Genomic DNA, 22,038 nt, shown 5'->3' on the forward strand with positions numbered 1-22,038 from the left:
CCGGGGTTGAGGTTGCGCAGCCTGTGTGTAGCGCAGGCCCGCCGCGCTTGGCAATGGTCAGGTCGCTGCAGTGCAAGAGCTGGTCGCCGCAGTGCGCTTCGCCGCCGTCCCGGCTGCGTACCTTGGTCGCCAGGGTCGGTCTCGCAAGGGGCCGGCGCCCACCTCGCAGAAAAACAATCAATAGCCGCACGAGGGGAGACCGATGAAGACGACGATTCGCCAGCTGGGCTGCGCCCTGCTGATCCTGGCCAGTGGCGCCGCCCTGGCCGCAGAACCCGAGCAGTGCCGTACGGTGCGCCTGGGCACGGTGAACTGGACCGACGTGGTCGCCAGCAGCGCCGTGGCCGAAGCCTTGCTCGACGGCCTGGGCTACCAGGTGAAGCAGACCAGCGCCTCGCAACAGATCGTTTTGGCCGGCCTGGCCGACAAGCAGCTGGACCTGTTCCTCGGCTACTGGCAACCGACCATGCAGCCGGTCGCCAGGCCTTACCTGGACAAAGGCCGGATCGAAGTGATCGAGCCGCCGACCCTGGCCGACGCGCAGTCCACCTATGCGGTGCCGAGCTACGTCGCCGAGGGCGGGCTGAAGACCCTCGCCGACATCGCCCGCTTCAAGGACAAGCTTGGCGGCCGCATCTACGCCATCGAGCCGGGCAGCGGCTCGAACCGCATCACCCGGAAGATGATCGACGACAACCGTTTCGGCCTGAAGGGCTTCCAGCTGGTGGAGTCCAGCGAGGCCGGGATGCTCACGGCGGTGAAGCGGGCGATCAAGCGTAAGCAGTGGGTGGTGTTCTTCGGCTGGAAGCCGCATCCGATGAACCTGCAGATCGACATGACCTACCTCACCGGCAGCGAGGATGTGTTCGGTCCCGACGAGGGCGCGGCCACCGTCTCCACCATGACCGCCGCCGGCTACCAGGCGCAGTGCGGCAACGTCGCCCGGCTGCTGCACAACCTGCGTTTCAGCAGCGCCCAGGTCAGCCAGGTGATGGAGCCGATCCTCGATCGCACCCAGCCCCTCGACGCCGCGCGCCAGTGGCTGAAGGCCAACCCCGAGCCGCTGAAGGCCTGGCTGGATGGCGTGAGCACCTTCGACGGCAAGGACGGCCTGGCCGCGCTCCAGGCCTCGCTGAAGTAACCCGCACCTATCCGTTCCGCCCGGCGTGGCCGGGCGGGGCTTCGTACACCCCGAATACAGGAAGCTACCACCGTGAACCATGAAGTCATCGTCACCTGCGCGGTGACCGGCGCCGGCGATACCGTCGGCCGGCATCCGGCGATCCCGGTCACCCCGAAACAGATTGCCGAGGCCGCCATCGAGGCGGCCAGGGCCGGCGCCACCGTCGCCCACTGCCACGTCCGCGACCCCGCCACCGGCAAGCCCAGTCGCGACGTGGCGCTGTACCGCGAAGTGGTCGAGCGCATCCGCGAAAGCGACACCGACGTGATCATCAACCTCACCGCCGGCATGGGCGGCGACCTGGAGATCGGCAAGGGCGAGCAGCCCCTGGAGTTCGGTGCCGGCACCGACCTGGTCGGCCCGCTGGAGCGGCTCAGGCATGTCGAGGAGCTGTTGCCGGAAATCTGCACCCTGGACTGCGGCACCCTCAATTTCGGCGACGGCGACTACATCTACGTCTCCACCCCTGCGCAACTGCGCGCCGGCGCCCGGCGCATCACCGAGCTGGGGGTCAAGGCCGAGCTGGAAATCTTCGATACCGGCCACCTCTGGTTCGCCAAGCAGATGCTCAAGGAAGGGCTGCTGGAGGACCCGCTGTTCCAGATCTGCCTGGGCATTCCCTGGGGCGCGCCGGCCGATACCACGACCATGAAGGCGATGGCCGACAACCTGCCGCCGGGGGCGACCTGGGCCGGCTTCGGCATCGGCCGCACGCAGATGCCGATGGTCGCCCAGGCCATGTTGCTGGGCGGCAACGTGCGGGTCGGCCTGGAGGACAACATCTGGCTGGACAAGGGCGTGCCGGCGAGCAACGGCAGCCTGGTGGAGCGCGCCCTCGAGATCATCGAGCGCCTCGGCGGGCGCGCCCTGAGCCCGGCGGAAGGGCGCCGCAGGATGAACCTGAAGCCGCGCTGATTTCTTCCTCCCCGCCCCGTCGGGGGCGGGAACAACCTCTGGAGATGTCCATGTCCTTCGTCACCGAGATCAAGACCTTCGCCGCCCTCGGTAGCGGCGTCATCGGCAGCGGCTGGATCGCCCGCGCCCTGGCCCACGGCCTCGACGTCGTCGCCTGGGATCCGGCGCCGGGCGCCGAAGCGGCGTTGCGCGCGCGCGTCGCCAATGCCTGGCCGGCCTTGCGGAAACAGGGCCTGGCGCCCGGCGCGGCGCAGGAGCGCCTGCGTTTCGTCGCGAGCATCGAGGAATGCGTGGGCGACGCCGATTTCATCCAGGAGAGCGCCCCCGAGCGGCTCGACCTGAAGCTCGACCTGCACGCCAGGATCAGCGCCGCGGCGCGGCCCGACGTGCTGATCGGTTCGTCCACCTCGGGCCTGCTGCCCAGCGAGTTCTACGCCGAGGCGAGCCACCCCGAGCGCTGCCTGGTCGGTCACCCCTTCAACCCGGTCTACCTGCTGCCGCTGGTGGAGGTGGTCGGCGGCGAACGCACCGCTGTCGAGGCCGTGCGGGCGGCGATGCGGGTCTACGAGTCGCTGGGCATGCGTCCGCTGCACGTACGCAAGGAAGTGCCCGGCTTCATCGCCGACCGCTTGCTCGAGGCGCTCTGGCGCGAGGCGCTGCACCTGGTCAACGACGGCGTGGCCACGACCGGCGAGATCGACGATGCGATCCGCTTCGGCGCCGGCCTGCGCTGGTCGTTCATGGGCACCTTCCTGACCTACACCCTGGCCGGTGGCAACGCTGGCATGCGCCACTTCATGGCGCAGTTCGGCCCGGCGCTGCAATTGCCCTGGACCTACCTGCCGGCGCCGGAACTCACCGAGGCCCTGATCGACCGGGTGGTGGAGGGCACCGCCGAGCAGCAGGGCGCGCGCAGCATCGCCGAGCTTGAGCGCTACCGCGACGACTGCCTGCTGGCGGTGCTCGGGGCGATCAGGGAAACCAAGGCCCGGCACGGCTTCGCCTTCGCCGAGTGACATGACGCGCCTTCCGCCCCGCCGGGCGGAGCGCAACCACGGAGCCTGCCATGAGCCAAGCCCTGACGACCTACGAGACGCCGGTCCTGCCCGAGTGGGTGGACTACAACGGCCACTTGCGCGATGCCTTCTACCTGCTGGTGTTCAGCTACGCCACCGATGCGCTGATGGCGCATATCGGCCTGGACAGCCAGAACCGCGACGCCAGCGGACACTCGCTGTTCACCCTGGAATGCCACCTGAACTTCCTCCACGAGGTGAAGGAGGGCGCCAGGGTCGAGGTGCGCACGCAACTGCTCGGTCATGATCGCAAGCGCCTGCATATCCACCATGCCCTGTACCTGCCTGGCAGCGGGCAGGCGCTGGCGCTGAGCGAGCAGATGCTGCTCCACGTCAGCCTCGACGGCCCGCGCTCGGTACCGTTCGCAGGCGAGGTGCTGGCGCGGGTCGAGGCGCTCGCCGAGGCACATCGCGCGCTCCCCGTGCCGGAAGGTGTCGGTCGGGTGATCGGCCTGCCGCCGGTGCGCTGAGCGCGATGGCTGCGAAGTATCCGCTGTCTCCGGCGATGTGGCGCTTCGTCGAGCACAGCCGGGCGTTCGCCAGCGACAGTCCGCGCCTGGATGCGCAACGTGCGGCCTACGCGCGGATGTGCCAGGCGTTCGCGCCGCCGCGCCCGGCCGGTTTGCGGGTGCTCGACTCCTGCTTGCCGGCCGCGCCGCCGGTGCGCGTGCGCCGCTATCGCCCCGACCGCCCGGCACCGCCCGGTGGCTGGCCGGCGCTGCTCTACCTGCACGGTGGCGGCTGGATGCTCGGCGGCCTCGATTCACACGATTTCATCTGCGCCGACCTGGCTGCGCGCCTGGGCCTGCTGGTGCTGGCGGTGGATTACCGACTGGCGCCGGAGCATCCATTCCCGGCGGCATTGCAGGATTGCCTGCGTGCCTGGCAGGCGCTGAGCCTGGGCGAGCTGGACGAAGCGCTGGATGGGCGACGCCTGCTGGTGGCCGGCGACAGCGCCGGCGGCAACCTGGCGGCGGCGCTGTGCCTGGCCCTGCGCGATGGCGGCGCGCCGTCGCCGGCCGCGCAGATATTGCTCTATCCCTTGCTGTCCGCCGCGCCATCGCCCTCGCGGATCGACTGCGCCGACGCGCCGTTGCTCGGCCTCGGCGATGTGCAGGCGTGCCTGGACGCCTACCTGCCGCTGGCGGCGCTGCACCGACAGCCGCTGGCGCTGCCCCTGGAGGCCGCTGATTTCACTGGCCTGCCGCCGGCCTTCGTGGCGGTCGCCGAATTCGATCCGCTGCGCGACGACGGCGAGCGCTATGGCGCAGCGCTACGCGCGGCGGGTGGCGAGGCAGGGTTCTATCCGGGAAGCGGGCTGGTCCATGGCTGCCTGCGCGGCCACGGCATCGACGAGGTGGAAGCCCTGCACGAGGCCTTGCGACGGGCCGTGCAGGGCTTCCTGGCGGAGGACTCAGGCGAGCGCCAGGCGGGTGAGGAATCCACCGCCGAGCACCAGCCAGGCGAATAGCAGGGCGGCCAGCAGCAGCGGCTTGAGGCCGGCGCGGCGGATCGCCGAGAGGTGCGTGCCGAGGCCGAGGCCGGCCATCGCCATGGCCAGGAGGAAGGTGTCGAGGTCGTTGACGTGGCTGACCAGCGCCGGCGGCAGGCTGACCAGCGAGTTGAGCCCGGCGACCAGTACGAAGCCGACGGCGAACCAGGGAATGGTGATCTTGGTCGCGCCGCTGTGCTGCCGGCGGTGCGCCTTGTCGCGTGCCAGCCAGGCCGAGAGCAGGATCAGGAAGGGCGCCAACATCATTACCCGGACCATCTTGGCGATCACTGCGGTATCCGCTGCCTCGATGCCGATCGAGCGACCCGCGGCGACCACCTGGGCCACCTCATGCACCGTGGCACCGATGTACACGCCCCAGGTGCCAGGGTCGCGCGGCAGCAGCCCCCAGTCCTGGTCGAGCTGGAACAGCGCCGGATAGAGGAAGATGCCCAGGGTGCCGAACACCACCACGGTGGAGACCGCCACCGCGACCTGTTCGGCACGGCCGCGCACCACCGGCTCGGTGGCCATCACCGCGGCGGCGCCGCAGATCGAACTGCCGGCGCCGATCAGCAGGGTGGTGGTGCGGTCCAGGCCGAACAGCCGGGTGCCGAGCAGGCACGCCAGGCCGAAGGTGCTGGCGAGCATCAGGGCGTCCAGCAGCACGCCGTGCAATCCGACGCCGGCGATGTCCTGGAAGGTCAGGCGCAGGCCGTAGAGGATGATCCCGGCGCGCAGCAGGATCTGCTTGGAGAAGCCGACGCCGGCGGCGCTGCCGGCGGCGATCCGAGGGTACAGGGTGTTGCCGACGACGATGCCGAGCACGATGGCCAGGGTCAGCGCACTGATGCCGTTGTGCTGCAACCATTGCGAACGACCCAGGAGGATCGCCGCGCCGGCCAGGGCGGCGCTGAGCAGCAGGCCGGGGATGAGTTTCTGGACCTGGGCCAGGGGTCTGGTACCGGTCTTGACGGGGAGGGTGTGCATCCTTCGCTCCTCAGGTGAGGTCACGGGACGCAGGTTAGGTAGCGGGCATGAATTTGTGAAACGAATAGTTTCTGTATTAAATACCTGAAAAACAGGTAGGTGAGTCCATGGCCCTCAGTTTCCGTCAGCTCCAGATCTTCTGTGCGGTGGCTCGCTGCGGCAGTACCACGGCGGCGGCGGAATCCATCTCGCTGTCGCAATCGGCCACCAGCGCCGCGCTCAACGAGCTGGAGTCGCAGCTTTCCACGCGCCTGTTCGACCGGGTCGGCAAGCGCCTGCAACTGAACGAGGTCGGCCGCCGCTTCCTGCCCCAGGCATTGCGCCTGCTCGACGGGGTGGCGCAACTGGAGCAGCAGTTCGCGGTTTCCGCCGCGCCCCAGGCGAGCCTGACGGTGGCGGCCAGCAGCACCATCGGCAATTACGTGCTGCCACGCCTGCTGGCCTCCTTCGAGCGGGAGCAGCCGGGGGTGAGGGTCAACGCCAGCATCGGCAACACCGGTTCGGCGGTGCAGGACGTGGTGACCTTCGCGGCGGACATCGGCCTCATCGAAGGCCCCTGCCACGAGCCGGGCCTGCGGGTGGAGCCCTGGCTCGAGGACAGCCTGATCGTGGTGGCGGCGCCCGGCCACCCGCTGGCCTTGCGCACCCAGGTCTCCCGCGAGGCCCTGCGCCGGGCGCGCTGGCTGCTGCGCGAGCCCGGCTCGGGCACGCGCGAGGAGGTCAGCCACGCCCTGCTGGGCCACCTGCATTACCTGGAAGACAGCCTGGACCTGGGCAGCTCCGAGGCGATCAAGCACAGCGTCGCCGCCGGGCTGGGCATCAGTTGCCTGTCGCGCTGGGTGGTCGAGGAACAGTTGGCCTCCGGCGCGCTGGTCGAACTGCGCAGCAGCCTGCCGCCGTTGCGCCGGCGCTTCTACATGCTGCGCCAGCGCGACAAGTTCCTCTCGCCGGGCTTCGAGCGTTTCTGGGAACACTGTCGGGCGGGACTCGGCGCCGGCTAGCCGGCTTCCGGCAAAAAAATCCCCCTGCCGCGCCCGACGCGCGGAGGGGGATGAAAAAGGAGCCAGGAACGGCCCTCAGTGTGAGTCTGGCGTTTTCCGGAAGCCGTCCGCTGCATTCCGCAAGCCGCTGGAGGTGATTGTGGCGGTGTCGCTGACGGTCGAATTAGCCGAAAACGACCTGCCCATGTCCAGGCGGGACAGCCCCCTTGCCGGGAGCGACGTGGGCTCAGCAGAATCGATGGCAATCCCCATCGAAGGAGCTGCCGCGATGATGCACGCCGATCTGATCGACCAGGACGATTTCCGCGAACGCCTGCAGGCGCTGGGCTTCAGCGTGCCGCCGGACTCGACTCCGGAGCAGGCCTGCGAATACGCCGTGCGCGGCCTCAGCCCGGAGCGCGCCCAGGCGCTGCGGCGGCTGGTGGAGGACATGCTCGGCGGGCACGCCACGCTGCTGCCGGCGGTGCGCGAGGCGATTTCCCGGCAACTGCTGCCGGCGCTGGTGCCGCGGGGCTGACAAGGCCCTGCCCGCCCCGTGGACGGGGCGGGCAGGGACGCGCGGTCAGATCCGCACGCTGGCGAAGGTCGACTCGCCCTGCGCCTGGCTCAGGGCCGACAGCGCCGAGGAGTTGGGCATCAGCGCCAGGTCCTGCGGGATCGGCATCAGCACCACCGGCTGGCCCAGCGGCTGGCCCTGGCGCTCGTCACGCGGCGGGATGCCGAAGTACTCGCGGTAGCACTTGGAGAAGTGCGGGGTGGAGACGAAGCCGCAGACCGAGGCCACCTCGATGATCGACATGGACGTCTGCTTGAGCAACTGGCGGGCGCGGATCAGGCGCAGCTTCAGGTAGTAGCGCGACGGCGAGCAGTGCAGGTACTTCTGGAACAGCCGCTCGAGCTGGCGACGCGAGACGTTGACGTAGACCGCCAGTTCGTCGAGGTCGATCGGTTCCTCCAGGTTGGCCTCCATCAGCGCGACGATCTCCTGCAACTTCGGCTGGTTGGTGCCGAGCATGTGCTTGAGCGGCACGCGCTGGTGGTCCTGCTCGTTGCGGATGCGCTCGTAGATGAACATCTCGGAGATCGCCGCCGACAGCTCGCGGCCATGCTCGCGGCCGATCAGGTGCAGCATCATGTCCATCGGCGCGGTGCCGCCGGAAGAGGTGAAGCGGTTGCGGTCGATGGAGAACAGGCGGGTGCTCATGGCCACCCGGGGGAAGGCTTCCTGCATCGCCGCCAGGCATTCCCAGTGCACGCTGCAATCGTAGCCGTCGAGCAGGCCGGCGCGGGCCAGCGCCCAACTGCCGGTGCACACCGCGCCGAGGCGCCGACCCTGGCGGGCCTGGGCCTGGAGGAAAGTGACGTGCTCGCGGGTGACGCTGCGCTGGATGCCGACGCCGCCGCAGACGATCACGCAATCCACCGCCGGGGCGTTGTCGGTACCGGCGTCGGGGGTGATCTGCAGGCCGTCGCTGGCCCAGACCTGGCGGCTGTCCAGGCTCAGCGTATGCCAGCGGTAGAGTTCGCGTCCCGAGAGCTGGTTGGCCATGCGCAACGGTTCCACCGCCGAGGCCAGGGAGATCAGGGTGAAGTTATCCAGCAGCAGGAAGCCGATGGACTGCGGATTTCGGTTCTGTGGCGGAACTCCGGGCGCGTACGTGGTCATGGGTGTATCTCCTCACGCTGAGCAAGCAGGCCTCTCACGAGGCTTTTTTTATGATTGTTGGAATTTCCGGGTGGCTGCTTGGGCCACGCCGTCGGCGTTGCTTGTAACCAGAGCAAGGCAAATGCCATGCCTATATTGATTGGGCGTTCAATCAAAAAAGCCGGAAGGCTTTAGCCCGGCATTTCCACTCGGGCCTGGCACAACGACAGCATGGGCGACGGCTGGCGGCGCGCCGCGCGCCTGGGCATTTCGGTAGCACCAGGGCGGCCCCCGGCGAGAAGGCGGGGCAGCGGCCGTGGCGACAAAGGTAACGACGGGCGGCGAGCCGTTACCCCGCAGTGTGACGGATGGCGACCGCCCGGTCACGCGTCATATGCGCCAAAAAGTGGCGTCTCGATCGTTTCGTGAGCAATTCCGGTTCAGCACTCGATGGCGTTCACCGCCAGGCCCCCGCGCGAGGTTTCCTTGTACTTGTCGTGCATGTCGGCGCCGGTGTCGCGCATGGTGCGGATCACCTTGTCCAGCGAGATGAAATGCTGGCCGTCGCCGCGCAAGGCCATTTGCGCCGCGTTGATGGCCTTCACCGCGGCGATCGCGTTGCGCTCGATACAGGGCACCTGGACCAGCCCGCCAACCGGGTCGCAGGTCAGCCCGAGGTTGTGTTCCAGACCGATCTCGGCAGCGTTCTCGACCTGCGCCGGGGTGGCGCCGAGGACTTCCGCCAGGCCGGCGGCGGCCATCGCGCAGGCCGAGCCGACCTCGCCCTGGCAGCCGACTTCGGCGCCGGAGATCGAGGCGTTCTTCTTGCACAGGATGCCCACCGCGGCGGCGGCCAGCAGGTAGTCGACGACGTCGCGGTCCTGGGCGTCGGGATTGAACTTCATATAGTAGTGCAGCACCGCCGGGATGATCCCCGCCGCGCCGTTGGTGGGCGCGGTGACCATGCGTCCGCCGGCGGCGTTCTCCTCGTTCACCGCCAGGGCGAACAGGTTGACCCATTCCATGGCGCTGAGGGTCGAGCCGATCACGTTGGGCTTGCCGATCTCCTGCAGGTTGCGGTGCAGGCGCGCGGCGCGGCGTTGCACGTTGAGCCCGCCGGGAAGGATGCCTTCGTTGCGCAACCCGTTGTCGACGCAATCGCGCATCGCCTGCCAGATGCGCCGCAGGCCTTCGCGGATATCGGTCTCGCTGCGCCAGATGCGTTCGTTGGCCAGCATCAGCTCGGATACCCGCAGGTTGTGGCGCTTGCACAGCAGCAACAGTTCCTCGGCGCTGGAGAAGTCGTAGGGCAGCACCGTGTGGTCCTGGTCGAGCTGTCCCGAGGCGGCCTGTGCCGCATCGACCACGAAGCCCCCGCCCACCGAGTAGTAGGTCTCCTGGTGCAGTTCGTCTTGCTCGCCGTAGGCGACCAGGGTCATGGCGTTGGGGTGGTAGGGAAGGTTCTCGTCGAGCAGGCGCATGTCGCGCACCCAGTCGAACGGTACCGCCACGCGGCCGTCCAGTTGCAGCAGGCCGCTATCGAGCAGCGCGGCCATGCGCGGGGCGATCTGGGTCGGGTCGATACGATCCGGCCATTCGCCCATCAGGCCCATGATCACCGCGCGATCGGTGCCGTGGCCGACGCCGGTGGCGGACAGCGATCCGTACAGGCGCACTTCGAGACGCCGCACCGCCGACAGCGCCTGGCGTTGGCGCAGGGCAGCGGTGAACAGCGCGGCGGCGCGCATGGGGCCGACGGTATGCGAACTGGACGGGCCGATACCGATCTTGAAAAGGTCGAACACACTGATAGCCATGCCGGCCTCCGGGATTGCCGCGGCATCCGTGCCTGCGTAGTGGGGGTGGCGGCTCCTCCGCCCGCGATTCCTGCGCATCATCGGGCTTTCCCCGGGGCGGGCCACATCCGCCACCGACCCGGCCATGTCCAAAAGCGCCGCGTCCGCGCCCGGATCGGGGAACCTCTGCGGCCGAGGGGCGTCTGCACCTGCACGGCGTCGGAATGAGAACGGGCTCGCGCCGCTCCGAAAACGGCATCCGCTGGTCGCCGGCAAAGACCACTATGATTGAATGCGACACAGCGGGTACTGAATGCGACCCCGCCTGCACTGGTTGCGACCCACCCTGTAGGCGACGGATGCGTCCTGTTTCATGATCGTTCACGAATTGCCCGCTGAGGGCCGCTACCGGTCGGCCCGATACAGACAGACCGCCGCGCCCTTCGGGGTAGCGCCGGCGCCTTACCCTGCAGAGGAGTTCGCTATGAAAGGTTGCAAGTCTTGGCTGCTGGCCGTGTCTCTGTGCGCACCGCTGGCAGCCCAGGCCGCGGAGCCCGAATCCTGTGCGTCGGTGCGTTTCGCCGACGTCGGCTGGACCGACATCACAGTGACCACCGCGGTCACCCGCCAGGTCCTCGAGTCCCTCGGCTACAAGACCAAGGTCAATCTGCTCTCGGTGCCGGTGACCTACCGCTCCCTGGCCAACAACGACCTCGACGTATTCCTGGGCAACTGGATGCCCACCATGACCAACGACATCAAGCAGTACGCCGAGAAAGGTACGGTCGAGACACTGCGCGCCAACCTGGAGGGCGCCAAGTACACCCTGGCGGTTCCCCAGTACGTCTACGACGGCGGCCTGCGCAGCTTCGTCGATATCGCGAAGTTCTCCGACAAGCTGGGCAACAAGATCTACGGCATCGAGCCGGGCAACGACGGCAACCGCGTCGCCCAGAGCATGATCGACAAGAACGCCTTCGAACTGGGCAAGTTCAAGTTGGTGGAATCCAGCGAGGCGGGCATGCTCTCGCAGGTGCAGCGGGCCATCCGGCGCAACCAGTGGGTGGTGTTCCTCGGCTGGGAGCCGCATCCCATGAATACCCGCTTCCAGATGAAGTACCTGGAAGGCGGCGACGACTTCTTCGGCCCCAACTATGGCGGCGCGACCATCTACACCAACGTGCGCAAGGGCTACGCCCAGGAGTGCGCCAACGTCGGCCAACTGCTGAAGAACCTCAGCTTCACCCTCGAGATGGAGAACAAGCTGATGGACGCGGTACTCAACGAAAACAAGAAACCCGAGGAAGCCGCTAAGGCCTGGTTGAAGGATCACCCGGAACAGCTGGATGCCTGGCTGGCCGGTGTCACCACGCGCGACGGGCAGCCTGCCGCAGCCGCGGCCAAGCTGGCGTTCGCCAAGTAGGCGACCGGTCGTTCATTTCCCGCTCTTGATGGACCCTGATTATGTTCCTGACTGATCACAAGCTCCCGCTGGGAGAGCAGATCGCCGGTTTCGTCGACTGGCTGACCCTGCATGGCGCATCGTTCTTCGACAAGATCTCCGACACCCTGGAGTTCCTCATCCATGGCGTCACCAACGGCTTGCTCTGGTTCAACCCGCTGGTGCTGATCGCCTTGCTGGTAGGGCTGGTGCATTTCATCCAGCGCAGCTGGGGGCTGACCGTGTTCGCCCTGGCCTCGTTGCTGCTGATCCTCAACCTGGGCTACTGGCAGGAGACCATGGAGACCCTCGCCCAGGTGATATTCGCCACCCTGGTGTGCATCGCCGTGGGCGTGCCGCTGGGCATCGTCGCCGCGCACAAGCCGTGGTTCTACACCGCGCTGCGGCCGCTGCTGGACCTGATGCAGACGGTGCCGACCTTCGTCTACCTGATCCCGACCCTGACCCTGTTCGGCCTCGGCGTGGTGCCGGGCCTGATCTCCACGGTGATCTTCGCCGTCGCCGCGCCGATCCGCCTGACCTGCCTGGGTATCCAGGACGTGCCGGCGGAGCTGCTCGACGCCGGCAAGGCCTTCGGCTGCTCGCGCTGGCAACTGCTGACGCGCATCGAGCTGCCGCACGCGATGCCGAGCATCGCCGCCGGCATCACCCAATGCATCATGCTCTCCCTGTCGATGGTGGTGATCGCCGCGCTGGTCGGCGCCGATGGCCTCGGCAAGCCGGTGGTGAACGCGCTGAACACCGCCGACATCTCCCTCGGCTTCGAAGCCGGCCTGGCCATCGTCCTGCTCGCCATCCTGCTCGACCGGGTGTGCAAGCAGCGCGCCGTGAAGGGGAAATAAGCCATGACCGCGATCCGATTCGACCATGTGGACGTCATCTTCGGCACCCACACCAAGGAAGCCCTGAAGCTCCTCGACCAGGGCCTCGGCCGCGCCGAGATCCTCAAGCGCACCGGCCAGGTGCTCGGCGTCGAGGACGCCTGCCTGGACGTCAACCGCGGCGAGATCTGCGTGCTGATGGGACTTTCCGGCTCCGGCAAGTCGAGCCTGCTGCGCTGCATCAACGGCCTGAACAAGGTCAGCCGCGGCAAGCTGCTGATCGAGCACGAAGGTTCGCAGGTGGACATCGCCAACTGCTCGCCGGCGACTCTCAAGGCCATGCGCACCAAGCGCATTGCCATGGTGTTCCAGAAGTTCGCCCTGATGCCCTGGCTGACGGTGGCCGAGAACGTCGGCTTCGGCCTGGAGATGCAGGGCCGTCCGGCCGCCGAGCGGAAGAAGCTGATCGACGAGAAGCTCGAGCTGGTCGGTCTCTCGCAGTGGCGCGACAAGCGTCCCGACTCGCTCTCCGGCGGCATGCAGCAGCGCGTCGGCCTGGCTCGCGCGCTGGCGATGGATGGCGACATCCTGCTGATGGACGAACCGTTCTCCGCCCTCGACCCGCTGATCCGCCAGCAATTGCAGGACGAACTGCTGGTGCTGCAACGGCAACTGCACAAGACCATCGTGTTCGTCAGCCACGACCTCGACGAGGCGCTGAAGATCGGCACCCGCATCGCGATCATGAAGGACGGCCGGATCATCCAGCACGGCAAGCCGGAAGAGATCGTGCTGAGCCCGGCGGACGACTACGTGCGTACCTTCGTCGCCCATACCAACCCGCTCAACGTGCTGTGCGGCCAGAGCCTGATGCGTGGCCTCGACCAGTGCATCCGGCAGAACGACGAGATCTGCTTCGACCAGGGCCGCGACTGCTGGATCGGTCTCAGCGAAGGAGACGTGCTCAAGGGCGCGCGCCAGGGCAGCAACGTCATCGACCTGCAACGCTGGCGCCAGGGCGACCCGGTGGAGAAGCTGCGCCGCGAACCGACCCTGGTGGATGTCAGCATCCGTATGCGCGATGCCCTGCAGATTCGCTACCAGACCGGCCACAAGCTGGTCCTGCAGGAGCAGGACAAGGTGGTCGGGGTGCTCGGCGACAGCGAGCTGTATCACGCGCTGCTGGGCAAGAACCTCGGCTGATCCCCCAAGGCCCGCTCGGGGCCGCTGCGAATGCCCGGCGCTGCCGGGCATTCGCGTTTATCCTCCGCGCTTTTTCCGTCTGTTCTTCCTTTCGCACGCTCCCGCGCGCCGGTTCCTGCGGCATGCGCCGGGCGCCGGGCGGCAGAAAAGAAAGGCCCGGCGAAACGCCGGGCCAAGTACGCACCTGATTGGCGAGGGCGCCCTAGCGGCGCCGGATTCAGGTCTGGTGCTGGGTTGGCGCCGGCACTGGCTGGTAGGTGCGGCGGTCGCCGACCTGGGCCTCGTAGTCGGCGCGCATGGCCTTGTGCAGGCCGAACATGAACAGGATCAGCACCGCCGAGAACGGTAGCCCGGCGAGCACCACGACGGTTTGCATCGCCGTGAAGTTGCCGGCGAACAGCAGGCCGATGGTGACTAGCGTGACGACGGCCGACCAGAGGATGCGCAGCCAGTTCGGCGCGTCCTCGTCCAGCTCGCCGCCGCTGCGCGAGAGATTGGCTAGCATCACCGAGCCGGAATCCGCCGGGGTGAGGAACAGCACGAAGCCGACGAAGATCGACAGGCCGATGACGATCTTCGACAGCGGATAGTGTTCCAGCAGCAGGTAGATCGACATCGACGGCTGTTCCAGCGCGGCCTTGCCCAGGTCGGTCGCGCCGTGGTTCATCACCAGGTCCAGGGCGCTGTTGCCGAATACCGACAGCCAGGCCAGGGTGAAGCCCAGCGGGATCAGCAGCACCCCGCAGACCAGTTCGCGCACGCTGCGACCGCGGGAGATGCGGGCGATGAACATACCGACGAAGGGCGCCCAGGAAATCCACCAGGCCCAGTAGAACAGGGTCCACAGGCCCAGCCATTCCTCGCTCTTGCCGGCGCCGGCACCGGTGTAGACGTAGAGGTCGAAGGTTTTCAGCACCAGGCCGTCGAGATAGTCGCCGAGGTTCTGTACGAAGCCGTTGAGCAGTTCCAGGGTTGAACCGCAGACCAGCACGAACAGCAGCAGCGAGCTGAACAGCACGATATTCAGGTTGGACAGCCGGCGGATGCCTTTCTCGACACCGGAGACCGCCGCCAGGGTGGCGACCAGGCTCATCACCAGGATCACCGCCAGCAGGGTGCCTTTGCTGTGTGGCATGCCGGTCAGGTACTCGAGACCGGACGACACCTGCAAGGCGCCGATGCCCAGGTTGGTCACCAGCCCGAGAAGGGTGACGAAGATGCCGAAGCAATCCACCGCGTGGCCCGCGGCGCCTTTCACCCAGCGCTCGCCGAGGATCGGATAGAGCGCCGAGCGCAACGCCAGCGGCTGGCGATGGCGGTAGGCGAAATAACCGACGGCGAGGCCGACCAGGGCATAGATTGCCCAACCGTGCAGGCCCCAGTGGAGGAAGGTCAGTTGCAGCGCCTGGCGCGCCGCCTGAGGGCTGCCGGGAACGCCTTCGGGTGGATGGTAGAGGTGGTCGATCGGCTCGGATGCGGCGAAGTAGAGCAGCGAGATGCCGATCCCGGAGGAGAACAGCATGCCGGCCCAGGCGCCGTAGCTGAAGTCCGGCTTTTCATGCTCCTCGCCGAGCTTGAGGGTGCCGAAGCGCGAGAAGGCCACCCAGGCGACGAAGAACAGGTAGGCGCCGATGGCCAGCATGTAGTACCAGCCGAAGCTGTGCGACAGCCACGCCTGGATGCGGCCGAGCAAGGCTCCGGCGCTGTCGGGATAGAGGATGAGGGCGGCGGTCAGAACCAGGATCAGTGCGGTCGAGCCGAAGAACACGATCGGATTCAGACGTACCTGCTCGTTTGTTTTTATTGGCGAAGCAGTACTCATTGGAGGATGACCCCATGGCAGTGAAAGCATGGCGGCTTATGGCCGCGGACTACAGACACAGCATTGCCACCCCACTTGAAGCCCGGATTCTGCGATCCTTGGCGGACTTCGGCGACGAGGTGATGAACGGCGCGGGCCAGGTTGCACGCAGGCTGGGGCCGCTCATGGACGCCGAGCTTATTCTTAGTTGATTGAACGTTCAATAAAAACAAAATAGACTGGCCACCAATGACGTCGGTCGGTGCCCGCACGCACCCATCGACGAGAGGAGATAGCAATGCCCAAGGTCGGTATGCAGCCCATCCGCCGCTCGCAACTGATTCACGCCACCCTGGAGGCGGTCGATCAGGTCGGCATGGGAGACGCCAGCATCGCCCTGATAGCCCGCCTGGCGGGTGTTTCCAACGGCATCATCAGCCACTACTTCCAGGACAAGAACGGCTTGCTGGAAGCGACCATGCGGCACCTGCTCAGCGCCTTGAGCAAGGCCGTACGCGAACGCCGCGCGGCGCTCTACGACGACAGTCCGAGGGCGCACCTGCGAGCGATCGTCGAAGGCAACTTCGACGACAGCCAGGTCAATGGTCCGGCGATGAAGACCTGGCTGGCGTTCTGGGCGACCAGCATGCACCAGCCGGCACTGCGTCGATTGCAGCGGGTCAACGACCATCGCCTGTATTCGAACCTGTGCTACCAGTTCCGCCGCCAGCTCTCGGCGGACGACGCCCGCGCCGCGGCACGCGGCCTGGCGGCCCTGATCGACGGCCTGTGGTTGCGTGGCGCGCTGACCGGCGACGCCTTCGATACCGACGAGGCCCTGAACATCGCTTACGACTACCTCGACCAGCAGTTGGCAAAACAGTCGGGGTAGGGACGAAAACCCCCGCGGCGCCGCCTTGCGCCTGCGATACCGATAAGAGAGGACTGCAACATGGCCCGATTCGAAGAACAGAAGCTCTACATTGGCGGTCGCTACGTGGAGGCCAGCAGTGGCGCCACCTTCGAGACCATCAACCCGGCCAACGGCGAAGTGCTCGCCAAGGTCCAGCGGGCTTCCAGGGAAGACGTCGAGCGGGCCGTGCAGAGCGCCGTCGAGGGGCAGAAGGTGTGGGCGGCGATGACCGCCATGCAGCGCTCGCGCATCCTCCGTCGCGCCGTCGACATCCTCCGCGAGCGCAACGACGAACTGGCCGCCCTGGAAACCCTGGATACCGGCAAGCCGCTGGCGGAAACCCGCTCGGTGGACATCGTCACCGGCGCCGACGTGCTCGAGTACTACGCCGGCCTGGTCCCGGCCATCGAAGGCGAGCAGATTCCCCTGCGCGAAACCAGTTTCGTCTACACCCGCCGCGAGCCGCTGGGCGTGGTCGCCGGCATTGGCGCCTGGAACTACCCGGTGCAGATCGCCCTGTGGAAATCCGCCCCGGCCCTCGCTGCCGGCAACGCGATGATCTTCAAGCCCAGCGAAGTCACCCCGCTGACCGCCCTCAAGCTGGCCGAGATCTACACCGAGGCCGGCGTGCCGGACGGCGTGTTCAACGTGCTCACCGGCAGCGGACGCGAAGTCGGCCAGTGGCTGACCGAGCACCCGCTGATCGAGAAGATCTCCTTCACCGGCGGCACCTCCACCGGCAAGAAAGTCATGGCCAGCGCTTCCAGCTCGTCGCTGAAGGAAGTGACCATGGAGCTGGGCGGCAAGTCCCCGCTGATCATCTTCCCCGACGCAGACCTCGACCGCGCCGCCGACATCGCCGTCATGGCCAACTTCTTCAGCTCCGGTCAGGTCTGCACCAACGGCACCCGGGTGTTCATCCACCGTTCCCAGCAGGCCCGCTTCGAAGCCAAGGTACTGGAGCGCGTGCAGCGCATCCGTCTCGGCGACCCGCAGGACGAGAACACCAACTTCGGCCCGCTGGTCAGCTTCCCGCACATGGAAAGCGTGCTCGGCTACATCGAGTCCGGCAAGGCGCAGAAGGCTCGCCTGCTGTGCGGCGGCGAGCGTGTGACCGATGGAGCGTTCGGCAATGGCGCCTACGTCGCGCCGACCGTGTTCACCGATTGCAGCGACGACATGACCATCGTCCGCGAGGAAATCTTCGGCCCGGTGATGAGCATCCTGGTCTATGACGACGAAGACGAGGCGATCCGCCGCGCCAACGATACCGAGTACGGCCTCGCCGCCGGCGTCGTGACCCAGGACCTGGCCCGCGCCCACCGCGCCATCCATCGCCTGGAAGCCGGCATCTGCTGGATCAATACCTGGGGCGAGTCGCCGGCGGAAATGCCGGTCGGCGGTTACAAGCAATCCGGTGTCGGTCGCGAGAACGGTCTCACCACCCTGGCTCATTACACTCGCATCAAGTCCGTGCAAGTGGAGCTGGGCGACTACGCCTCGGTGTTCTGAGCCTCGACGCAGCGCTCGAACCCCTAACCAGGCCGGTCCCAGGCAACGCTCCCTGACACCGGCCATTCCGAACTTCCAGACACCGGCGCGCCAGCGTCGCGGCCGGTGTCATGCCGAGAAAAGAGGAAGGCCTGCATGTCCCAGGAATTCGACTACATCATCATCGGAGCCGGCTCTGCCGGTAACGTACTCGCTACCCGCCTCACCGAAGATGCCGACGTCAGCGTCCTGCTGCTCGAAGCCGGCGGTCCCGACTACCGCTTCGACTTCCGCACCCAGATGCCGGCGGCCCTTGCCTTCCCGCTGCAGGGGCGGCGCTACAACTGGGCCTACGAGACCGACCCCGAGCCCTACATGAACAACCGCCGCATGGAGTGCGGTCGCGGCAAGGGCCTGGGCGGCTCCTCGCTGATCAACGGCATGTGCTACATCCGCGGCAACGCCCTGGACTTCGACGGCTGGGCCAAGGAGCCGGGCCTCGAGGACTGGAGCTACCTCGACTGTCTGCCGTACTTCCGCAAGGCGGAAACCCGGGATATCGGCCCCAACGACTACCATGGCGGCGACGGCCCGGTCAGCGTGACCACGCCGAAGGCCGGCAACAACCCACTGTTCCATGCGATGGTCGAGGCCGGCGTGCAGGCCGGCTACCCGCGAACCGATGACCTCAACGGCTACCAGCAGGAAGGCTTCGGCCCCATGGACCGGACCGTCACCCCGGAGGGCCGTCGCGCCGCCACCGGGCGCGGCTACCTGGACCAGGCCCGCGGCCGGCCCAACCTGACCATCGTCACCCACGCCCTGAGCGACCGCATCCTGTTCAGCGGCAAGCGCGCCATCGGCGTCTCCTACCTGGTGGGCAACGGCGACAACCCGGTCACCGCCCACGCCCGCCGCGAAGTATTGGTGTGCAGCGGCGCGATCGCCTCGCCGCAATTGCTGCAACGCTCCGGCGTCGGCCCGGCGGCCCTGCTGCGCGACCTGGACATCCCGGTGGTGCATGACCTGCCGGGCGTCGGCGCCAACCTGCAGGATCACCTGGAACTCTACCTGCAGTACGCTTGCAAGCAGCCGGTGTCGATCTACCCGGCGACCAAATGGTGGAACCAGCCGGCCATCGGTGCCCAGTGGCTGTTCCTCGGTAAGGGCCTCGGCGCCAGCAACCAGTTCGAGGCTGGCGGCTTCATCCGAACCCGCGAAGCGTTCGAATGGCCGAACATCCAGTTCCATTTCCTCCCGGTGGCGATCAACTACAACGGCAGCAAGGGCGTGCAGGAGCACGGCTTCCAGGCGCACATGGGCTCGATGCGCTCGCCGAGCCGCGGGCGCATCCACCTGAAGTCCAGGGACCCGCGCCAGCATCCGAGCATCCTGTTCAACTACATGTCCCACGAGCAGGACTGGCAGGAGTTCCGCGACGGCATCCGGCTGACCCGCGAGATCATGAACCAGCCGGCGCTGGACCCCTATCGGGGCCGCGAGTTGAGCCCAGGGGTGAACGTGCAGTCGGACGCCGAACTCGACGAGTTCATCCGCAACCATGCGGAGACCGCTTTCCACCCATCCTGCTCGTGCAAGATGGGCAGCGACGACATGGCGGTGGTCGATGGCCAGGGACGGGTCCACGGCATGGAAGGACTGCGAGTGGTGGATGCGTCGATCATGCCGCTGATCATCACCGGCAACCTCAATGCCACCACCATCATGATGGCCGAGAAGATCGCCGACAGGATCCGCGGTCGCCAGCCGCTGCCGCGCAGCACGGCGAAGTACTACGTGGCCGGGGATGCGCCGGTACGCGGCAACCCCGTGCGGGCCTGAGGAACGCGCAAACAAGAACGCCGGCGATAGCCGGCGTTCCTGCGTCTAGCCCCGGCGTGGCGGGACCGGGCGGGTGCGCCCGCTGCCATCGATGGCGACGAACACGAACACCGCCTCGGTGACTTTGCGCCATTCGCTGGACAACGGGTCGTCGCTCCACACCTCGACCAGCATGCGGATCGAGCTGCGACCGACTTCCAGGGTCTGGGTATAGAAGGAAAGCTGGGCACCTACCGCGACCGGCACCATGAAGGCCATGCGGTCGATGGCGACGGTGGCGATACGGCCGCCGGCGATCTTGCTGGCCATGGCGGTTCCCGCCAGGTCCATCTGGGATACCAGCCAACCGCCGTAGATATCGCCGAAACCGTTGGTTTCGCGCGGCAGCGCGGTAATCTGCAAGGCCAGGTCTCCCTGGGGAATGGGGTCTTCTTGTTCAAGCTCGATCATAGGTAAGGGCCTCGTGCCCCCCGGATTTCTTGTTCAAGCGCGGTTTAGGGGAAAACTCTCCCAAAACGCCTGCCGGTGCAAGGTCTTGGGACAGCTTTCAGAGGCGCCCGGGCATTATATAGAGGAGTAGGGCGGCCGACGACCGCCCGGTTCTCTCTTCGACCGACTGTGTGGACATTCGTCGATTTGCTATGGTTTCGCTCCTGCGTCCCCGGGTCGCAGGTCGACACGCCTGCCGGTCGAACCCCGCTCATGCTTGCTGAACGAATAAAGAGAACAATTCCGACATGCCATCCGCGAATGCTCCCGAGGCGCCGGCCCAGCGTCCATTGACCCGCCGCGACTATAAGACCCTGTCCCTCTCCGCCCTGGGTGGAGCGCTGGAGTTCTACGACTTCATCATCTTCGTGTTCTTCGCCACCGTGGTCGGCAAGCTGTTCTTCCCGGCGGACATGCCGGAATGGCTGCGTCAGTTGCAAACCTTCGGCCTGTTCGCCGCCGGCTACCTGGCGCGGCCGCTGGGCGGCGTGATCATGGCCCACTTCGGCGACCTGCTCGGGCGCAAGCGCATGTTCACCCTGAGCATCTTCATGATGGCGGTGCCGACCCTGATCATGGGCCTGCTTCCGACCTACGCGCAGATCGGCATCTGGGCGCCCCTGGCGCTGCTCCTGCTGAGGGTGATCCAGGGCGCCGCGATTGGCGGGGAGGTACCGGGGGCCTGGGTCTTCGTCGCCGAGCATGTACCGGCACGGCATGTCGGTTATGCCTGCGGGACGCTGACTTCCGGCCTGACGGCGGGCATCCTGCTGGGCTCGCTGGTGGCTACTGCGATCAATAGCTTCTATAGCGCGACAGAGGTGCAGGACTACGCCTGGCGGATACCCTTCCTGCTCGGCGGGGTGTTCGGCCTGTTCTCGGTCTATCTGCGCCGCTGGCTGCACGAGACGCCGGTATTCGCCGAGCTGCAGCAACGCAAGGCACTGGCAGAGGAAGTGCCGTTGAAAGCGGTGGTCCGCGATCATCGTGGCGCCGTCCTGGTGTCGATGCTGCTGACCTGGGTGCTGTCGGCCGCGATCGTGGTGGTCATCCTGATGACCCCTACCGTTCTGCAGAGCGTATACGGCTTCGATGCCGCCACGGCGCTCAAGGCCAACAGCCTGGCGATCGTCTGCCTGACCCTTGGCTGCATCGTCGCCGGGCGCATGGCGGATCGTTTTGGTGCGGGGCTGACTTTCGTTGCCGGTAGCGTGCTGCTGGCGCTGGTGTCCTGGAGCTTCTACGGCAACCTCAAGGCCCACCCGGACTGGCTCTTTCCTTTATATGCACTGACCGGCTTCTTCGTCGGCATCGTCGGCGCCGTTCCCTACGTGATGGTCAATGCGTTCCCACCGGTGGTGCGTTTCTCCGGCCTGTCCTTTTCCTACAACCTGGCCTACGCCATCTTCGGTGGGCTGACGCCGATGGCGGTGGCCCTGCTGCTCAAGCAGAGCCCGATGGGGCCGGCTTACTACGTGGTGACTCTGTGCCTGGTCGGCTTCCTCGTCGGGCTCTACCTGCTGGCGCAGAAAAAGCCGGCTGGCGAGGCGGTTTCGGTGGGGTGAAAGCGGTTCCGGCGGTTATTTGAATTATTTTTGAAATAATCGTTGACGCCAGTTTCTATCTCCCTATAATGCGCACCACTCCCGGCGACGACGAAGAGTAAATGCTTGAAAATCAAGGATTTACGGATTCTCTCCGAGGGGTGGTGAAGCGCTCCGGCAGGTTGTTCGCCGCAGCGGTTCGGTCCCGAAAGGGGGTTCGAAACGAAGCTTCATCGAGGTGCTTGACAGCGAGTCTGAACGCTGTAGAATGCGCCTCCCGCTGATTGGAAGATGGTTTGAAGGTCGGCGCAAGCGGTTGAGTAGAAAAGAAAATTTTCGAAAATAACGCTTGACGGAACGAGAGGTTGCTGTAG

At 66.7% G+C, this 22,038-nt stretch carries 21 protein-coding genes; 15 read left to right on the plus strand and 6 right to left on the minus strand.

The genetic code is table 11. The features are described 5' to 3' along the window. Window positions 1–202 precede the first annotated feature (202 nt). The 5 genes from AC4OR5_RS02285 to AC4OR5_RS02305 all read left to right on the plus strand — a co-directional run bounded on the left by AC4OR5_RS02285 (window position 203) and on the right by AC4OR5_RS02305 (window position 4,645). On the plus strand, window positions 203–1,141 hold the full coding sequence (locus AC4OR5_RS02285) for a choline ABC transporter substrate-binding protein (RefSeq protein ID WP_058160612.1): 939 nt from the start codon (window positions 203–205) through the stop codon (window positions 1,139–1,141). 72 nt (window positions 1,142–1,213) lie between these two features. After that, window positions 1,214–2,098: a 3-dehydrocarnitine:acetyl-CoA trimethylamine transferase CdhC gene (gene cdhC, locus AC4OR5_RS02290; RefSeq protein WP_058151968.1), complete on the plus strand. Its 885-nt coding sequence runs from the start codon at window positions 1,214–1,216 to the stop codon at window positions 2,096–2,098. Window positions 2,099–2,148: 50 nt separating this feature from the next. Continuing rightward, window positions 2,149–3,114, plus strand: coding sequence for an L-carnitine dehydrogenase (locus AC4OR5_RS02295; protein ID WP_003106031.1), 966 nt, complete (start codon window positions 2,149–2,151; stop codon window positions 3,112–3,114). 50 nt (window positions 3,115–3,164) lie between these two features. Then, a complete protein-coding gene (locus AC4OR5_RS02300; protein ID WP_003458005.1) occupies window positions 3,165–3,644 on the plus strand; it encodes a thioesterase family protein in 480 nt (159 codons plus the stop codon). Window positions 3,645–3,649: 5 nt separating this feature from the next. Continuing rightward, window positions 3,650–4,645 carry an acylcarnitine hydrolase gene (locus AC4OR5_RS02305; RefSeq protein WP_003115631.1) on the plus strand — a complete coding sequence of 332 codons (996 nt, stop codon included), beginning with the start codon at window positions 3,650–3,652 and terminating at the stop codon, window positions 4,643–4,645. Here AC4OR5_RS02305 and AC4OR5_RS02310 read toward each other — a convergent pair. Next, window positions 4,589–5,656 (minus strand): YeiH family protein, encoded by a 1,068-nt coding sequence (locus tag AC4OR5_RS02310; protein ID WP_015649845.1) that lies wholly within the window; start codon window positions 5,654–5,656, stop codon window positions 4,589–4,591. The genes AC4OR5_RS02305 and AC4OR5_RS02310 overlap by 57 nt on opposite strands. Window positions 5,657–5,763: 107 nt before the next feature. Here AC4OR5_RS02310 and AC4OR5_RS02315 point away from each other — a divergent pair, with 107 nt between their 5' ends. Further along, window positions 5,764–6,657, plus strand: a complete 894-nt coding sequence (locus tag AC4OR5_RS02315; RefSeq protein WP_003142060.1) for a LysR family transcriptional regulator — start codon at window positions 5,764–5,766, stop codon at window positions 6,655–6,657. A 268-nt stretch (window positions 6,658–6,925) separates the two neighbouring features. Next, the gene (locus AC4OR5_RS02320) at window positions 6,926–7,174 is read left to right on the plus strand and encodes a hypothetical protein (protein WP_003096701.1); all 249 of its coding nucleotides are present in this window, start codon (window positions 6,926–6,928) and stop codon (window positions 7,172–7,174) included. A 45-nt stretch (window positions 7,175–7,219) separates the two neighbouring features. Here the strand turns inward: AC4OR5_RS02320 and gbdR are convergent, their stop codons facing one another. Together gbdR and AC4OR5_RS02330 are read right to left on the minus strand one after the other, a co-directional pair. Beyond that, window positions 7,220–8,323: a choline metabolism transcriptional regulator GbdR gene (gbdR, locus tag AC4OR5_RS02325; protein WP_023090977.1), complete on the minus strand. Its 1,104-nt coding sequence runs from the start codon at window positions 8,321–8,323 to the stop codon at window positions 7,220–7,222. A 419-nt stretch (window positions 8,324–8,742) separates the two neighbouring features. Beyond that, window positions 8,743–10,119, minus strand: a complete 1,377-nt coding sequence (locus AC4OR5_RS02330; protein WP_003136285.1) for an L-serine ammonia-lyase — start codon at window positions 10,117–10,119, stop codon at window positions 8,743–8,745. A 463-nt stretch (window positions 10,120–10,582) separates the two neighbouring features. Here AC4OR5_RS02330 and AC4OR5_RS02335 point away from each other — a divergent pair, with 463 nt between their 5' ends. The 3 genes from AC4OR5_RS02335 to choV are packed head-to-tail and all read left to right on the plus strand — an operon-like array spanning window position 10,583 to window position 13,584. Continuing rightward, the gene (locus AC4OR5_RS02335; RefSeq protein WP_058160614.1) at window positions 10,583–11,521 is read left to right on the plus strand and encodes a choline ABC transporter substrate-binding protein; all 939 of its coding nucleotides are present in this window, start codon (window positions 10,583–10,585) and stop codon (window positions 11,519–11,521) included. Window positions 11,522–11,562: 41 nt separating this feature from the next. Next, complete coding sequence (gene choW, locus AC4OR5_RS02340; protein ID WP_003096692.1) at window positions 11,563–12,402, plus strand: choline ABC transporter permease subunit; 840 nt, start codon at window positions 11,563–11,565, stop codon at window positions 12,400–12,402. Between the two features lie 3 nt (window positions 12,403–12,405). Next, window positions 12,406–13,584 carry a choline ABC transporter ATP-binding protein gene (choV, locus tag AC4OR5_RS02345; RefSeq protein WP_058160616.1) on the plus strand — a complete coding sequence of 393 codons (1,179 nt, stop codon included), beginning with the start codon at window positions 12,406–12,408 and terminating at the stop codon, window positions 13,582–13,584. Between the two features lie 217 nt (window positions 13,585–13,801). Here choV and AC4OR5_RS02350 read toward each other — a convergent pair whose 3' ends face one another. Next, entirely contained in the window at window positions 13,802–15,352 is a 1,551-nt protein-coding gene (locus AC4OR5_RS02350) for a BCCT family transporter (RefSeq protein WP_003122396.1), read from the minus strand. Between the two features lie 68 nt (window positions 15,353–15,420). Between AC4OR5_RS02350 and AC4OR5_RS02355 the strand changes: the two genes are divergently transcribed. From AC4OR5_RS02355 to betA, 4 genes are all read left to right on the plus strand, one after another. Then, on the plus strand, window positions 15,421–15,597 hold the full coding sequence (locus AC4OR5_RS02355) for a hypothetical protein (protein WP_023107422.1): 177 nt from the start codon (window positions 15,421–15,423) through the stop codon (window positions 15,595–15,597). A gap of 86 nt (window positions 15,598–15,683) precedes the next feature. After that, on the plus strand, window positions 15,684–16,277 hold the full coding sequence (gene betI / locus AC4OR5_RS02360) for a transcriptional regulator BetI (RefSeq protein ID WP_003096684.1): 594 nt from the start codon (window positions 15,684–15,686) through the stop codon (window positions 16,275–16,277). 60 nt (window positions 16,278–16,337) lie between these two features. Further along, window positions 16,338–17,810: a betaine-aldehyde dehydrogenase gene (gene betB, locus AC4OR5_RS02365; RefSeq protein ID WP_003121323.1), complete on the plus strand. Its 1,473-nt coding sequence runs from the start codon at window positions 16,338–16,340 to the stop codon at window positions 17,808–17,810. Between the two features lie 135 nt (window positions 17,811–17,945). Beyond that, window positions 17,946–19,631, plus strand: coding sequence for a choline dehydrogenase (betA, locus tag AC4OR5_RS02370; protein WP_003136284.1), 1,686 nt, complete (start codon window positions 17,946–17,948; stop codon window positions 19,629–19,631). Window positions 19,632–19,676: 45 nt separating this feature from the next. Here betA and AC4OR5_RS02375 read toward each other — a convergent pair whose 3' ends face one another. Beyond that, complete coding sequence (locus tag AC4OR5_RS02375; RefSeq protein WP_003096677.1) at window positions 19,677–20,081, minus strand: acyl-CoA thioesterase; 405 nt, start codon at window positions 20,079–20,081, stop codon at window positions 19,677–19,679. A gap of 287 nt (window positions 20,082–20,368) precedes the next feature. On the opposite strand from AC4OR5_RS02375, the gene AC4OR5_RS02380 reads away from it, so the two are divergent. Further along, window positions 20,369–21,685: an MFS transporter gene (locus AC4OR5_RS02380; RefSeq protein WP_058160618.1), complete on the plus strand. Its 1,317-nt coding sequence runs from the start codon at window positions 20,369–20,371 to the stop codon at window positions 21,683–21,685. Window positions 21,686–21,797: 112 nt separating this feature from the next. Here the strand turns inward: AC4OR5_RS02380 and AC4OR5_RS02385 are convergent. Further along, window positions 21,798–22,038, minus strand: a 241-nt coding sequence (locus tag AC4OR5_RS02385) for a hypothetical protein (RefSeq protein WP_491952822.1), incomplete at its 5' end; no start/stop codon positions are given.

It is taken from the genome of Pseudomonas sp. YA1 (genome assembly GCF_058680555.1).

Bases quoted from the DNA above. Each gene is read 5' to 3' on its own strand.
- choW (WP_003096692.1), top strand. From the start codon at position 11,563: ATGTTCCTGACTGATCACAAGCTCCCGCTGGGAGAGCAGATCGCCGGT.
- AC4OR5_RS02355 (WP_023107422.1), top strand. From the start codon at position 15,421: ATGGCAGTGAAAGCATGGCGGCTTATGGCCGCGGACTACAGACACAGC.
- AC4OR5_RS02375 (WP_003096677.1), bottom strand. From the start codon at position 20,081: ATGATCGAGCTTGAACAAGAAGACCCCATTCCCCAGGGAGACCTGGCC.
- AC4OR5_RS02305 (WP_003115631.1), top strand. From the start codon at position 3,650: ATGGCTGCGAAGTATCCGCTGTCTCCGGCGATGTGGCGCTTCGTCGAG.
- AC4OR5_RS02295 (WP_003106031.1), top strand. From the start codon at position 2,149: ATGTCCTTCGTCACCGAGATCAAGACCTTCGCCGCCCTCGGTAGCGGC.
- betB (WP_003121323.1), top strand. From the start codon at position 16,338: ATGGCCCGATTCGAAGAACAGAAGCTCTACATTGGCGGTCGCTACGTG.
- choV (WP_058160616.1), top strand. From the start codon at position 12,406: ATGACCGCGATCCGATTCGACCATGTGGACGTCATCTTCGGCACCCAC.
- AC4OR5_RS02380 (WP_058160618.1), top strand. From the start codon at position 20,369: ATGCCATCCGCGAATGCTCCCGAGGCGCCGGCCCAGCGTCCATTGACC.
- AC4OR5_RS02285 (WP_058160612.1), top strand. From the start codon at position 203: ATGAAGACGACGATTCGCCAGCTGGGCTGCGCCCTGCTGATCCTGGCC.
- betI (WP_003096684.1), top strand. From the start codon at position 15,684: ATGCCCAAGGTCGGTATGCAGCCCATCCGCCGCTCGCAACTGATTCAC.
- AC4OR5_RS02300 (WP_003458005.1), top strand. From the start codon at position 3,165: ATGAGCCAAGCCCTGACGACCTACGAGACGCCGGTCCTGCCCGAGTGG.
- betA (WP_003136284.1), top strand. From the start codon at position 17,946: ATGTCCCAGGAATTCGACTACATCATCATCGGAGCCGGCTCTGCCGGT.
- AC4OR5_RS02320 (WP_003096701.1), top strand. From the start codon at position 6,926: ATGATGCACGCCGATCTGATCGACCAGGACGATTTCCGCGAACGCCTG.
- AC4OR5_RS02315 (WP_003142060.1), top strand. From the start codon at position 5,764: ATGGCCCTCAGTTTCCGTCAGCTCCAGATCTTCTGTGCGGTGGCTCGC.
- gbdR (WP_023090977.1), bottom strand. From the start codon at position 8,323: ATGACCACGTACGCGCCCGGAGTTCCGCCACAGAACCGAAATCCGCAG.
- AC4OR5_RS02310 (WP_015649845.1), bottom strand. From the start codon at position 5,656: ATGCACACCCTCCCCGTCAAGACCGGTACCAGACCCCTGGCCCAGGTC.
- AC4OR5_RS02330 (WP_003136285.1), bottom strand. From the start codon at position 10,119: ATGGCTATCAGTGTGTTCGACCTTTTCAAGATCGGTATCGGCCCGTCC.
- AC4OR5_RS02335 (WP_058160614.1), top strand. From the start codon at position 10,583: ATGAAAGGTTGCAAGTCTTGGCTGCTGGCCGTGTCTCTGTGCGCACCG.